The organism is Paenibacillus sp. CMM36 (assembly GCF_053570945.1).
In genome coordinates this window covers 320942-335448 of the sequence record NZ_JBSEDY010000001.1, presented here as the reverse complement: position 1 = coordinate 335448, position 14507 = coordinate 320942, and the positions used below count along the sequence as shown (strand labels likewise).

General features: G+C 48.2%; 11 protein-coding genes and 1 pseudogene. 2 read left to right on the top strand and 10 right to left on the bottom strand.

Features of this window, described 5'->3' with window-relative positions; translation table 11 throughout:
• Positions 1-9 precede the first annotated feature (9 nt).
• Positions 10-1098 (top strand): M24 family metallopeptidase, encoded by a 1089-nt coding sequence (locus ACWA2B_RS01705; protein WP_449291634.1) that lies wholly within the window; start codon positions 10-12, stop codon positions 1096-1098.
• A 56-nt stretch (positions 1099-1154) separates the two neighbouring features.
• On the opposite strand, the gene ACWA2B_RS01700 is transcribed toward ACWA2B_RS01705, so the two are convergent.
• The 3 genes from ACWA2B_RS01700 to ACWA2B_RS01690 all read right to left on the bottom strand — a co-directional run bounded on the left by ACWA2B_RS01700 (position 1155) and on the right by ACWA2B_RS01690 (position 4955).
• Positions 1155-1853, bottom strand: a complete 699-nt coding sequence (locus ACWA2B_RS01700; RefSeq protein WP_449291633.1) for a queuosine precursor transporter — start codon at positions 1851-1853, stop codon at positions 1155-1157.
• Positions 1854-2103: 250 nt separating this feature from the next.
• Entirely contained in the window at positions 2104-3501 is a 1398-nt protein-coding gene (locus tag ACWA2B_RS01695) for an L-cystine transporter (RefSeq protein WP_341071807.1), read from the bottom strand.
• A gap of 218 nt (positions 3502-3719) precedes the next feature.
• The gene (locus tag ACWA2B_RS01690) at positions 3720-4955 is read right to left on the bottom strand and encodes a PTS transporter subunit EIIC (RefSeq protein ID WP_449291632.1); all 1236 of its coding nucleotides are present in this window, start codon (positions 4953-4955) and stop codon (positions 3720-3722) included.
• A 501-nt stretch (positions 4956-5456) separates the two neighbouring features.
• Between ACWA2B_RS01690 and ACWA2B_RS01685 the strand changes: the two genes are divergently transcribed.
• Positions 5457-7157: a methyl-accepting chemotaxis protein gene (locus tag ACWA2B_RS01685; RefSeq protein ID WP_318626855.1), complete on the top strand. Its 1701-nt coding sequence runs from the start codon at positions 5457-5459 to the stop codon at positions 7155-7157.
• Positions 7158-7278: 121 nt separating this feature from the next.
• On the opposite strand, the gene ACWA2B_RS01680 is transcribed toward ACWA2B_RS01685, so the two are convergent.
• The 7 genes and pseudogenes from ACWA2B_RS01680 to ACWA2B_RS01650 all read right to left on the bottom strand — a co-directional run bounded on the left by ACWA2B_RS01680 (position 7279) and on the right by ACWA2B_RS01650 (position 14379).
• The gene (locus ACWA2B_RS01680; protein ID WP_449291631.1) at positions 7279-8898 is read right to left on the bottom strand and encodes a cobyric acid synthase; all 1620 of its coding nucleotides are present in this window, start codon (positions 8896-8898) and stop codon (positions 7279-7281) included.
• A 38-nt stretch (positions 8899-8936) separates the two neighbouring features.
• Positions 8937-9806 carry an adenosylcobinamide-GDP ribazoletransferase gene (gene cobS / locus ACWA2B_RS01675; RefSeq protein ID WP_029516394.1) on the bottom strand — a complete coding sequence of 290 codons (870 nt, stop codon included), beginning with the start codon at positions 9804-9806 and terminating at the stop codon, positions 8937-8939.
• Entirely contained in the window at positions 9803-10369 is a 567-nt protein-coding gene (cobU, locus tag ACWA2B_RS01670) for a bifunctional adenosylcobinamide kinase/adenosylcobinamide-phosphate guanylyltransferase (protein ID WP_029516393.1), read from the bottom strand. Before cobU ends, cobS begins: the two co-directional genes overlap by 4 nt.
• Positions 10366-11436 carry a nicotinate-nucleotide--dimethylbenzimidazole phosphoribosyltransferase gene (cobT, locus tag ACWA2B_RS01665; protein ID WP_029516392.1) on the bottom strand — a complete coding sequence of 357 codons (1071 nt, stop codon included), beginning with the start codon at positions 11434-11436 and terminating at the stop codon, positions 10366-10368. The genes cobU and cobT overlap by 4 nt, the downstream gene beginning before the upstream one ends.
• A gap of 43 nt (positions 11437-11479) precedes the next feature.
• On the bottom strand, positions 11480-12313 hold the full coding sequence (locus ACWA2B_RS01660) for an ABC transporter ATP-binding protein (RefSeq protein ID WP_029516391.1): 834 nt from the start codon (positions 12311-12313) through the stop codon (positions 11480-11482).
• A gap of 9 nt (positions 12314-12322) precedes the next feature.
• Positions 12323-13357, bottom strand: a pseudogene (locus tag ACWA2B_RS01655) (FecCD family ABC transporter permease); the annotation flags it as partial.
• A complete protein-coding gene (locus ACWA2B_RS01650) occupies positions 13354-14379 on the bottom strand; it encodes an ABC transporter substrate-binding protein (protein ID WP_449291630.1) in 1026 nt (341 codons plus the stop codon). The pseudogene ACWA2B_RS01655 and the gene ACWA2B_RS01650, both read right to left, overlap by 4 nt.
• Positions 14380-14507: the final 128 nt, after the last annotated feature.

The following is a 14507-nucleotide window of genomic DNA, read 5'->3' as shown; positions in this document are numbered from 1 at the left end:
TGAGACTTTATGAATGAGAAAATAACCCGACTGTATGATGAACTGAAGTCACAGTCTTGGGACGGCCTGCTTGTGACCGATCCTAAACATATTTACTACCTGACGGGCTTTGCCAGTGATCCGCATGAGCGTTTTCTTGGTCTGGTGTTGCTTCGGGACCAAGAACCAGAACTGATCGTACCCGCCCTGGATGCAGAAGCCGCCCAAGCTGCTTCTTCTGTGACTCGTATATCCACCCACACCGATACGGACAATCCATATGATCTGCTGCGTCAACGCACAGGCACCGGTGTGAAAGCATTCGCGCTGGAAAAGGAGCACGTCTCCGTCCTCCGTTACGAACAGCTACATACTGCCATTGGCGCGGCTCAATATGTAGACCTGGGTCCAGTGCTTCAAGAAATGCGTGTGAGAAAAACTCCTGAGGAAGTACAACGTCTGAAACATGCAGCTCGTTTGGTGGAAGATGCCCTTCGTCACGGTCTCACCCATGTGCGTGAAGGGGTGACGGAAGTCGAGCTGGTGGCCGAAATCGAATACCAGATGAAAAAAATCGGTGCAGATGGCCCGTCTTTTGACACAACAGTGCTGTCTGGACCCAAAACAGCCTTGCCTCATGGTGTTCCGGGTACCCGCAAGCTGCAACACAGCGATCTGCTCATGTTTGATATGGGCGTATACTCCGATGGCTATGCTTCGGATATTACGCGTACTTTTGCTTTTGGAAAGCTATCGACTGAGCTCGAAACAATTTATAATACGGTTCTTCGCTCGAACGAAGCGGGAATTGCCGCCATTCGCCCGGGAGTTTCCTGCGCATCCGTAGATCAGGCAGCACGGGCTGTTGTTGAATCCGCTGGATATGGCCCTGCCTTTAACCATCGAGTTGGACACGGCCTTGGCATGAGTGTTCACGAATATCCATCTGTACACGGAGGCAATAGCGATCTGCTTCATGAAGGCTTCGTGTTCACAATCGAACCCGGCATCTATGTGCCAGGCCTCGGCGGTGTGCGGATTGAAGATGACGTTCTGGTCACCTCTGATGGTGTTGAAGTGCTTACCTCTTTTCCAAAAGAACTGACAGTACTCGGATAAACCCATCGCTATTCATTATATAAAAAGCAGAAAAAAGGAGGGGTAACCCCAAGCCATCATGGCTTTAGGGTTTGCCCCTCCTCTTCTATAAAGTTGAAATTGCGTGCAATGTACAAAATGGGTGTACCCGCCGCAGTCAGTACAAATTTTAAGATGTAGGTGGTGAATAATATCTCGATCCATATCCCCCACGCATAACCGTAAAAGGCAATAGTACAGAAAATGAGCGTATCTATAAACGAGCTGATCATCGTGCTGCCGTTGCCGCGAATCCAGAGCTGATGACGTTCCGGGAAAAACTTGCGAATCCAGGCGTACAGACGCACGTCCAGCAATTGACTGACTGCATAGGCTGTCAAGCTGGCCAGCGCAAGCCTTGGCAACAATCCAAACAGCTGTTGCATCGGGGTCTGGGCAAAATCCGTTGCAGTTGGCTCGAATTGCAGCACCATTTGCATCGTGACCGTCGTCATAATCAGAGTGAAAAAGCCGAACCACACAGCTTTACGCGCCTCTTTAGGCCCATATTTTTCATTCAGCAAGTCGCTGGCCATATACATAGAAACATACATCGTATTTCCCAATGTCGTGGTAATGCCGACCAGATCAATCGTTTTGGTTACCTGAATGTTAGCTAGTACAGTAGCAACACCAATCCAGGCGTACAGCCCTTTTTTACCGAACAACCGAAAACATAACAAAAAGAACATAAAATTGACGAGGACAAAAGCTGCCCCCCATAAAAGATTAAACATAAAATCCTCCTAGTTTTGATAGCGCGGGATGGTTGCGAACCGCGGTTCATCCGAAGCAAGCCGGAAAAACATTATTTTAATGTATCATAGATTAGGATTCGTGAACAGCTATAATTCACACTGTCCTAAGCCTAATATAAAGAGCCGACCTTAAGGTCGACTCTGAGTATTGAGGTGCACAGTGCATGTGTTACATATGCGATAGATGCGATATGAGACTGTAGTTTACACCATCTTGTCTATCTTTTACTTAAGAGTGCGACGTTGCATCCAAATCCATACCTTGATTGTTGAACACGTCTTGATCGTTCTCTTTGAGCACCTTGCCTGAAATGAGACCTGCGGTAATAGAATCATTGACATTTAACGCTGTGCGACCCATATCAATCAACGGTTCGACTGAGATGAGCAATCCTGCCAATGCCACTGGAAGATTCATGGTGGAAAGCACGATCAGGGAAGCGAAAGTGGCACCACCGCCTACACCCGCCACGCCGAACGAGCTGACCGTAACGACTAGAATAAGCGTGAGGATAAAATCCCAGCTCGTTGGATCAATACCCACGGTTGGAGCAATCATAACCGCCAGCATCGCCGGATAAATACCAGCACAGCCGTTTTGCCCAATAGTCGCTCCCAAGGTCGCAGACAGATTCGCGATGCCGTCGGACACACCCAGCTTTTTCGTTTGCGTTTCAACATTTAACGGAATGGTCGCCGCACTGGAACGAGAAGTAAAAGCAAAAACCAGTGTAGGCAATACCTTTTTCACATACGTCACCGGATTATAGCCGAACAAGGCCAGCAAAATAAGATGAATGATAAACATGACCAACAAAGCCACATAAGAAGCGAGTACAAACTTGATTAGCTTCAAAATTTCATCTGGATTGGTCGTAGCTACTACTTTAGTGATCAGTGCTAAAATACCGTAAGGTGTCAATCTCAGCACCAACGTTACAATCCGCATCACTACAGCGTACACTGCATCGATCACTTTACGGAAGGTTTGCGCCTGTTCCGGTTTTTTACGATCCAATCCGAGCACAGCCACCCCGATAAAGGCCGAGAAAATAACCACCGCCAGCGTCGACGTACGACGTGCTCCCGTCATATCCTCAAAAGGATTTGAAGGAATAAATTCCAGCACCTGTTGTGGAATGGTCATGTCCTGAACTGTTCCAAGGCGCTCTTCCATCTTCAAGCCCTGTGCTTGTTCCTTTTCTCCACCTTGAATCTCAATGGCCTTTAAATCAAATGACAGACTGGTTACAATACTCACTGAAGCAGCAATTGCCGTTGTAATCAGTAGTACTGCAATAATGGACACGCTGATTTTGCCAAGGTTCTGTCTTCCCTTCAAATTCATAATAGCCGAAATAATCGACACCATGATAAGCGGAATAACGACCATTTGCAGCAAACGGACATAACCATTACCTGCGAGGTTGAACCAATCAACTGATTTTGTAATGACCTCTGAGCCTGCCCCATAGGCATATTGTAGAATAGCCCCGTAGATCAGTCCGAAGCCAAGTGCGGCAAATACCCTTTTTGTAAAGGAGATATGCTTTTTCTGCATCCAGACCAACACGCCGAGCAGTGCAAGCAGCACGATGACATTCAAAATAATAAAGAAGGTATCCATATATCATTTCCTCCAAACTTAAACGTAAGATGTTTTCTAAAGTGACCCTTCAATCCGAAGATTACTATATCACAAAGCCAACTATTTTTGTAGGTTTTATTGAAATAAAAATAATAAATCTGCTTCTGCCTTAGATTTATCAAAATGACAAACAGCAAGCCTTCGTAAGATGAAGGCTTGCTGTTTTTTTGTCCTGAACAGAACGACATGTATTCAACTTAGCTGCCGGGGCTCTTTTCCATAACCGAGTTCGGAGAAGCATTCATGCCAGATGTAGATGCTACTTGCGAATGTTCATCTTTCTCATCCACAAAGCCCATAAAATACGTAATTACGCCAGCCGTAACAAACGAAATCAGTATACCCACAATACCGTACACAAGCGTGGGTTCAGAAAATAAAGGTAAGCTGAGCAGCCCAGCAGACGTACCAATAGCAGTAAGCTCTGTTTCAAACAAACACATACAAGCCCCACCAACGGCTCCACCAATCATAACTGCTATTAACGGTTTTTTGAAACGGATATTGACACCATACATGGCCGGTTCAATGATTCCCAGCATGGCTAACAAACCTGTGGACGCAGCCAGCGTTTTGACTTTGGGATTTTTGGATTTAACACATACGCCAAATGTTGCGCCAGCCTGAGCGAAAGCCGCTGCAATGACCACGGGAAAAATATGGTCGTAACCCAATGTTGTAAGCGAGCTGATCATAATCGGTAGCATTATATATTGCATGCCTGCAATAATAAGCCAAGACATCGCACCTCCGAGCAACAGCCCTGTAAATATTCCTGCATTGTCAAACAACCAGCCTAGTCCATCCGATACATATTGGCCGAGATAACTCCACAGTGGTCCGAAAGCGAACACCATCAAAGGTATAGTGAGTATCAGTGTCAAAGTCGGGACAACCAATAATTTAAGTGAATAAGGGGTATACCTGTCTAACCATCTTTCGACACACGATGCTATCCAAACGACAACAAGTATGAGTACTATAGATGAAGCAGCTTGTGGGTCTATAACTGACAGACCGGCAAAACGTACCTCCTCACTTGACTGGAATAAACTTGTTAGTTGGGGATGGAATACGGATACTGCGATGGCTGCCACAACAAATACATTGCTGCGCAGCCTTCTTGCCGCACTTGCCGCAACAAAAATAGGTAGAAAGTAATACACCCCATCGCTGATAGCCATTAAAATAGTATATACCTGCGGATCAGACAACAATAAACCGAAGGACATTAAAACTAATATAATTACCTTGATCATTCCTGCCCCAATCATTGCCGGCAAGATCGGAGTGAATACGCCTGATACATAATCTAATAGACGACTTATCGGATTTCCCCCTGTAGCAGTTCTGTTACTGCCGGAAGTTGGCTCTAGTTCATCTTCTCCTCTGACCTGCGAAATCATTTCTTTGGAAAGTAAATCCCCATTCATAACTACCTTTTCCCCTTTTATATGTATATTGAAGACCACTTTCGAACTTACCAAACCAAGCTTAGAAGAATATTGTCGTAAAAGCGGTATTCCTTATGCTACTTATATTACTTCTTTTTTACAATAGTTTTATAGAAGGAGTAATCTATTCGTTTTTATGCACCTGATAATTTACATCAAACTTACATCTAAACACCTAAGACCATAGTTATATATTTTTTGTTTGTTTTTGGGCAAATATGACTATTCAACCGCCTGTTAATTATGTAAAATAGGTCTAACCTACTTTTTAGTAAATCATGGATTACTTCCCTTTCACATTCTTGTTCCTTGAATACAGCTGAAATATACATAGAATCCGAACATTTTCAGTCTTTTCTTCAAGCAAGGAGAGGAAAACAAGTAGATCATGGCGTGTCTAGCATCTTATTGGACAAGCGGCCTACATCAAGCAGGGGAATTCGTCTGACTTTATTACCATCATGTGAGAGGAGAATTTTCATGAAGAGTTTTAATCGTTCCATTGGCGCGAAATTACGAATTATGTTTTTGCTGATTCAGCTCTTTGCATCCCTTTTGTTCAGCATCAGTTTCTATGCAATATCCATGAGTATCATTAATAACAGTGTCATGCCTCAGGTAGACCAATTACTAGAAATTGGAGCTAAAAATGTATATCAGGATCTCAATATTTCCTTAGCTGTTCAGGCCGGGCAAGGAAGCGGTTCTGATTCCGGCTCCGCTATACAGATGGAATCCTATCTGCAGGACAAAGTCGATACCCTCAAATTAGAATCGGCATATATCGCGGTAGTGAAGGATGGTAAAGCCGAAGTCGTCGCACGGAATGTAAAATCAGTATACAAGGTCAAGGATGCACTCATTCCTGTAGAGGATGTAAAAAAAGCAAAACAAGGCGAGATGAATATCAGTGAAATTTATAGCGATTCGTACGGAGTACACAAAACCGCCTTCTTTGCTATATCGGGTAGTAATTTAGTTCTGGGCGTGAACGAAGATGTTGGATTCGTACAAGAAAAATCCCAACAAATTCTATGGATTTGCATAGGTATTACAGTGGCAACACTCCTGCTGGGCGGAATTATTTCTACCCTCGTGATACGTAAAGTTGTAAAACCCATTGCTGAATTGGTTCGTCATAGCGAAAAAATTGCTCAAGGTGATCTTTCACAAGAAGCGAAGGTTCATGGCGTCAATGAAATTGCGCAACTTGCCCGCAGCTTCCAATCGATGTCTCATAACTTAAAAGAAATGATCGGCCATGTGCTTTCTACATCTGGTGCGGTTGTTGGAGGATCGGACGAGCTGCTTCGTCGGACTGAGGCTATGAGTGTAAAAGTCCAGGATTCTACAGTTGCCGCAGAGGAAATAGCAAAGGGCAGTACCAGCATAGCTACAGCTGCTGCTGAAAATGCGCAGGCTATGGAGGAAATCGCTCAAGGTGTTCAGCACATCGCCTCCTCTGCCAATGATGTATCCGATCAAATCAGTGAAGCGACAAAAGAAACGGTTAACGGTACTACGCTCGCTCAAAAAGCTGTAGCTCAAATGTCACAGGTAGGACATGCTGCCGATGAATCGCTTCGATACATCCATAGTATGAATGAGCGCTCAGAAGCCATTGGCAGTATCGTTTCGGCTATTTTCGATATCACGAAGCAAATTCAAATGTTGTCCCTGAATGCCTCCATTGAAGCTGCCCGTGCGGGCGAACATGGACGGGGCTTCGCCGTAGTAGCCGGAGAAGTGCGCAAGCTTGCGGAGCAATCTAAAGAAGCCACACAAGAAATTTCCGACTATTTGGTTACCATTCAAGAAGTATCGCAACAATCTGTGGACTCTGTGACCCAGGTGAGCCGTGAAATTCATTCGGGAACGGAAATGGTTCAACAAGCGAGCTCAGCCTTTAACCAGCTAAGTGAGCTTATGCAAAAGATCAATGCTACGATTCAAACGGTATCTGCAGCAACGGAACAAGTATCCGCCAGCTCGGAAGAAGTATCTGCTTCCGTGGAAGAGACAGCTCTCATCGCTGCCAATGCACAGCATATGATTCAGGAAATCGGTTTAAATGCCGATGAGCAACTGAATGAAATGGAAAGCCACAGCGAGGTTGTTCGCCAATTAAGCAAACAAGCAACCGAGCTGCAAAAGGCTGTCCAAAAATTTAAAATTACGTAAGCCGATACCATAGAGGATTTTGCAAAATCCTGAATAAAGAGAGGTATCTCTCAGTCATGAAAATGGCTGTAGAGATACCTCTTTATTTTTAAGAGCGATTTAAATAATCATTTTATGAAGTTTATGAATTCATTCCCATCATACGATAAATTTGCTCCATATCTAAATGAGCCCGAACCACCTCTGCGACACGGTCAAACTCTCGTTCCTTGGCTTCACGTACAGTAAAAGTGCTTTCTAAAGGTGCCAAGCCCTTGGCTTGTCGCAATCCATCCAGCCAGCATCGGCGAAAACGGTCATTATCAAACACACCGTGCAAATAGGTTCCCCATACTTTACCGTCTGTCGTACCCCAGCCTTCCTCAAAAGCTGTTCCTTCGCCACGCCGGATATGGAATAACCTTTTCATTTCGCTTAGGTTTAAAGTTCTACCTGTAGGTGCGTATGGTTCCGTAACATACTCCGTAACGCCCATATGTATTTCATAACCTTCAATACTTGGCTTGGAGGCATAACCCGAATCAGGCGCAGTGCCAAGCAAAAGCGGACAATGATTAGACAGGGTTCCTTGTACGCGTACGGTTTGCTTTTCCTTCAAAAAGGTCGTGGACAGAGCCAGCCAACCTAACCCCTCTGCCTGCTGCGGCAACCCAGATTCGACGGCTTCGGAATCAACTAGCGCTGTACCCAGCATCTGGTAACCTCCACAAATGCCAACTAGCTGTGTGCATCCGGTATTCATAGCCTGCCGAATGTCTTTCTCCAGACCTCTCTCACGCAATTCCAGCAGGTCTCCAATGGTGTCTTTGGTCCCTGGTAAGATAATGGCGTCCGGTACGCCCAACTGTCCGGCTTCTGTGACATAACGAACACTCACATCCGGCTCTGCGGCCAGAGCATCCGTGTCCGTAAAATTGGAAATCCGCGGATATCGTATCACTGCAATATCCAGTTCTTTATCCTTTGCAGATTGCTTGGGCTTCTTATCCAGTACTACCGAATCCTCTGCTTCAATGCGAATGTCTGGTAGATAGGGCAATACACCGAGTACAGGAATGCCTGTCCGTTCCTCCAGCCAGTCTAATCCCGGTTGCAGCAGAGACAGATCACCTCTGAATTTGTTAATGATAAATCCGCGGATACGTTGTACTTCATGGGGTTCAAGCAACTCGATAGTTCCTACGAGAGAGGCAAAAACACCGCCCCGGTCGATATCTGAAATAAGCAACACTGGAGCATCCGCCCAACCTGCCAGATTCATATTTACGATATCGCGGTCCTTCAAATTAATCTCTGCCGGGCTGCCTGCCCCTTCCATAAGGACAATATCATAGGTATCGCGCAACCGATTCAGAGCATCCATAACGGTCTGCTTGGCTTTTGGCAAAAAATCCCTCCGGTAATCGGAGGCGCTCATATAGGCATAAGGTACACCGTGTACAACAATTTGTGAGTGCATATCTTTGACCGGCTTAATCAGAATCGGATTCATGTCGGTCGTGGCCTCAATACCGCAGGCCTCAGCCTGCACCCCCTGAGCGCGTCCAATTTCCTTGCCGTCTTCGGTAACATAAGAGTTTAACGCCATATTTTGCGACTTAAATGGTGCTGGACGATATCCGTCCTGCGTAAAAATACGGCAAAGCGCAGTCGTCACCACGCTTTTGCCCACATCCGACGCTGTTCCTTGAAGCATCAATACGGCTGCCGGGCTCGTGCAGGACGGTTCGAAAGTTGACAATTGCCTCTTCCCCTTTAACGAATTCATTTCAAATCTGGTCACAACCCGTACAAAATGACAATAAACAACAATAAAACAGTCTCCAGCAATTCGTTTAAAGTTCCGTATATATCTCCCGTAAGTCCACCCAAGCGGCGGTTAATACGGTTTGCCGTGAAGGTTCCAACACCGTAAGCCAAGAGCGGAATCAACACAAAACCTATCGAGATTGGAAGGCTTTCAGAATATGAAAGCAAGGTTTGTAAGTATGATCCTGCCAACGACAGATTCCCAGTCCCCCTTGTTGCTGTAGCCAAATCTGCCAGAAGATATTGTCCTACGGCAGCACTTAGGGTCACTAATACTGCCCAGAATACGGCCAACCCTACGCGGCCACCACTCATATCAGCAAAACGCGCAGCCAGTCCATCATCATTACGGGCTTTAGGCCAGCGCTTCATCGCATGTACCATAAACCAGCGGCTCCAAACCATCGGAAGCAGCAGCAAGCCAGACACATTCCGTTCAACCAGCACCGTATATAGCAAAGAAGCCTTGAGCATGAGCAGCAACACGCAAGCAATAACGCCCATTGCCCCTACACGGCTATCCTTCATAATCTCCAGCATCCGTTCACGGGATCGGTAGCTGAACAAGGCATCAGCTGCATCCATCCACCCGTCCAAATGCAATCCACCCGTCAACCAAACCCAGACAACAAGAGTAAGAATCGCACACGGCAACGGCGGCAGCACCATAGAAGCGAGCGCCGCAAAGCCCCAGACGATGATGCCAATGACCACTCCCACCAGCGGATAATAACTTGCACTGCGTTTAAGCAAATCCGGGGAAAAATCCAATTCCGCCTTCACCGGAAGACGCGTTAAAAATTGAAAAGCAGCAGCAACAGCCTGACGTTCGCGGCTCATAGCTTATATTCCAGCCGTTTGAGTTCTACGGGAATACCCGCCGTCACCAAAAATACTTCATCACAAAGACGGGCAATCCGCTGATTCATAACCCCACTCAAATCCCGATACAGCCGACCCAGCGGATATTCGGGCACAATACCGTCACCAACCTCGTTGGTCACGATGACAAGCTGCCCCGGATACTGCTCCACAGCTGCCGTCAGTTCATTAATGGCAACTTTGGACGCAGCTTCGCCGTCCTCGCCTGCGGCCAGCAGCACGTTCGACAGCCACAGGGTCAGGCAGTCGACTAACACCATAGGCGCGGGTGATGGCTGCGACGCTTGATCGCCGCCAAGCCGTCGCAGCAGCTCCGGCAGCGCCTGCGCTTCCTCCAGCGTCTGCCAGTCGTACCCGGCAGACTCGCGCTGGACCCGATGAAGGGCGATGCGCTCCTTCATCTCCATGTCGTAGGCCTGCGCCGTTGCAATGTAGCATGCGCCAGGCGCGCGCGTCATGCATAATCGCTCGGCAAAGCCGCTTTTCCCGCTGCGTGCCCCGCCGGTCACGAGCGCTTTCATCGCTGCGCGGCTCCCTGACCGTCCGATACGCCTGCATCGGCAAAGGTCGCCATTTCGCGCATAATGCGGCACGCCGCATCAATCAGGTGCAAGCTAAGCGCACCACCTGTGCCCTCCCCGAGCCGCATGTCCAAATGAAGCATGGGCTCCAGCTTGAGCTCGCGGAGCACCGCCGCGTGCCCGCGCTCGTCCGAGGCGTGCGAAGCGAGCATGTACGCAGCGCTTGCAGGCGCAAGTGCACGCGCTGCGAGGGCAGCTGCGCCGGAAATAAAGCCGTCCAACACGACTGGACAGCGATGTGCGGCTGCGCCGAGGATAACTCCTGCCAAGGCGGCAATCTCCAGACCGCCGACCTTAGTGAGCACGTCGAGCGCATCATTTGCATCTGGCTGGTTCACGTCCAATGCGCGGCAGACAACCGCTATTTTGCGGGTAAGCCCAGCCATATTTACACCCGTTCCCCGGCCTACGATAACTTCCGGCTCTAGCCCGGTAAGAGCACATACGACCGCAGCGCTGGCTGTGGTATTCCCGATGCCCAGCTCTCCAGTAACGAATAGCCGTGTGCCACCTTTGACCGCTTCTATTACAGCTCCAGCTCCGGCCAAAATCGCCTGTTCCGCTTCCGTACGCAGCATCGCTGGCCCTTTAGCTATATTCGAAGTACCCATGCGTACCTTTCGGTCCACCAGATTCGCGTGAGCGACATCCGCATTCACGCCAACATCTACCACCTTGACATCTGCGCCCGCATGGCGTGCCAGCACATTAATTGCTGCGCCACCTGACAGCATGTTATACAGCATTTGCTGTGTAACCTCAGCCGGAAAGGCACTGACTCCCTCTTCACACACCCCGTGATCCGCAGCCATGACCATAACCGTTTTACGATCGAATTCAGGCTTATCCACTCCTGTAATTCCTGCTAGCTGAATGACCACACTTTCCAACTTTCCAAGACTTCCCGGTGGCTTTGTTAATTGGTCCAAATGGGCTGAAGCTGCCGAGGCCGCCACCCCATCCGGCTGGGCAATGCTATCGATCAGCTGACGCAGCTTGTCGTTCATACCTTCCACTCCCTGCTCTTTTTAAGTGTGTTTCATCGTTTATTTAATCTGCTGTATCCGAAGCGCTCCTGCGCAGCAAGAGCTGCGGCACACCGCTATCAGGATGCGGAAGCATCACAGGCTCAACACCGTATACTCGTCGAATCCGATCCTCAGTTAATAACTTCGATGAAGCTCCCAATCCTTCAACCATTCCATCCTTGAGTACAAGCAAATCTTCGCAAAATTGGGCTGTCAAGTTAAGATCATGCAAGACCGCAATGATCGTCACACCCGTTTCTTGGCGCCAATCTGCCAGCAGTTCCATAAATTCAAGCTGATAGCGCAAGTCCAGATAGGTCGTAGGCTCGTCCAGCAGCAATATTCGTGGCTCCTGCACCATTACTTTTGCCAAAGCTACACGCTGTCGCTGTCCCCCACTCAAACGGTCTAATGCTCTGTCCGCCAGCGTGGTAAGACCCAATCGCTCCAGCACGCGATCCGCGATCGCCTCCACATCAACACCCTTTTCCCTGCCTAGCCAGTCCTGATGGGGAAAACGTCCCATTTCTACGACTTCCCTGACGGTGTATCCCACGGGAGGAAGCCCTTCCTGTTGGAGTACGGCTATGAGTCGGGAAAGCTCTTTCCTGCTGTAGCTACCGACCTTTTTGCCATAGATATGAACGTTTCCCGAAGTTGGCTGATCTACACCGGAAAGCAAATGCAACAAGGTCGATTTTCCACTGCCGTTCGGACCAATAATCCCCCACCAAGTTCCTTCGTCGACGCTCCAGCTTATATTTTTTAAAGCATGGAACTCTCCATAGGCACGTGTCAGACCCACTACCTCTAATGCCCGATCACGCACCTTCTGTGATTCACTTTGTTCTGTCACAGCAGTCCCCCCCCTGCGCAGCTTCTTGTTTCGGTACAGGAGATATGCGAAGAACGGTGCCCCAACAAAGGCCGTCATCACGCCCAGAGGAATTTCTGTGGGGGCTAACAATGTGCGAGCCGCCGTATCTGCCCAAGCCATAAAAACAGCTCCGCCGAGCGCAGATAATGGAACAATCATACGGTAATCAGGACCTGTCACCAGACGAATGATATGCGGTACAACGAGTCCAACAAAGCCAATCACGCCACACACCGAGACAGCGGCTGCTGTCAGCAGCGTGGAAATAATCAGAACAGATAGCTTCGTCGCATCTACATGAACTCCCATGTGCGCCGCCTGACGTTCACCCAAAGCCAAAATATTCAGCACACGTGCCCGGTTCCATAGAAATACCAGCCCTATGACCACATAAGGTAAAAGGATTCCTGTATATGACCAACCGCGCAGACTAAGACTTCCCATCGTCCAGTACAATATTTCATTGACCGTCTCCTTCGACATGGCTGTCAGAAAGGAAACAACCGCTCCCAGAAAGGATTGCATCACCACACCCGACAAAATGAGACTTTGTGTCGGAATTTTCCCACCTTCCCGTGCCAACGTCAGCACCATCCACAGCGTAAGCATTCCGGTCGTAAATGCCACTAGCGGCAGCGTCCATATGCCAACAAATGAAAATTGAAGGCCCCAATAAATCAGTACTGCCGCTCCTACCGAAGCCCCCGAGGATACCCCCAGTGTATACGGATCAGCCAAAGGATTACGCAGCACACCCTGAAATCCGGCTCCCGCCAGCGCCAGCGCTGCTCCTACCAACATTCCCAGTAACACTCGTGGCAATCTGACCTTCAAAATAATCTGCTCTGAGGATGTATTCCAATCCGGTGTAAACGTATCGCCTAACCACGGTAGGTGGTTAACCAGAATGCCCGTGATTTGGCTGACCGGAAGCTTGGCCGAGCCGATGCCAAGACAGAGCAGCAGCGTCAGCAACAGCAGGACAAGACCTGTCCCTCCAAAGCCGATCAGTTTACGGTTCATTTGAAAATTTCAGGATACACGCCCTTGGCCACTTCCTTGAGACCTTCCGTTACGCGTGGACCCGGACGACTGATCAAATTATCATCCACGGCAAACACCCGGTTGTGGCGAACAGCCGATATTTGATCCCATCCACTGCGAGCTTTAATGATATCACCGAGCGTCTGGCCCGTTTTGTCGTCCTTGACACTTTTGCTGTACAAAATCACGTCAGGGTTCGCAGCAATAATATTTTCCTCACTGATTTGGTACCACCCCTTCTGCGTGGCACCTACATTTTCGCCGCCCGCCAACGTAATCAGCTCGTCCATAAACTCGCCTTTACCCACTGTCCAGCCTGGTGAAAACTCGACGTATACCCGCAGCTTCTGCCCTTTACCGATATTTTTAATTCCTTCTTTTACTTCTGCTACATCTGCTCTCATCTTGTCAGTCACCGCTCTTGCTTCTCTCTGATGATCGGTGATTTTCCCATACAATTCGATGTTAGCCATGACATCTTCCACTGTCTTCGGTTCCGTTTTAAAAATCATAATTCCCATGTCGCGCAGCTTGGTCGTAGCCTGTTCACTAAGTGATATCCCTGCAAAAACGACTTCCGGGTTCGCAGCAATGATCGCCTCTTCGTTCGGTTTCATAATACCGCCCACTTTAGGCTTTTTCGTAGCTGCTTCCGGGTAATCAGAGTAGTCGGAGACGCCGACAATTTCCTTATCCAGCCCAATGGCGAACAACGCCTCGGTTTCTGCCGGGGAGACGGAAACGATTTTATCCGGCGCTTTTTTGAATGTAAATTCCTGTCCTGTTGCATCTTTAACTGTGAGCGGGTAAACCGTTTTGCCCGGAGGCTCTTGTGCGTTTACTGCCTGTCCCGGCTGCTGTGAAGAAGCCTGACCCTCTTTATTTTCTGCATTTTTTCCATTAGCGCCACATGCACTCAGCACAACTGCCAAAATCAGAGCCAATAGACCTGTTGTCCACACCTTTATTTTTTTTTCCTGCCATGATTTGCACCCCTTCATAAATAAATCGTTAAGAGCGTTACTTGAACATCATCAGATATCTTCTAAATCTAGCCTTTTTTCCTATCAAAAACCCCCGCATCCTCATATCAGGACACAGGGGTCACGTTAGCGCAGATCGTGCGCAG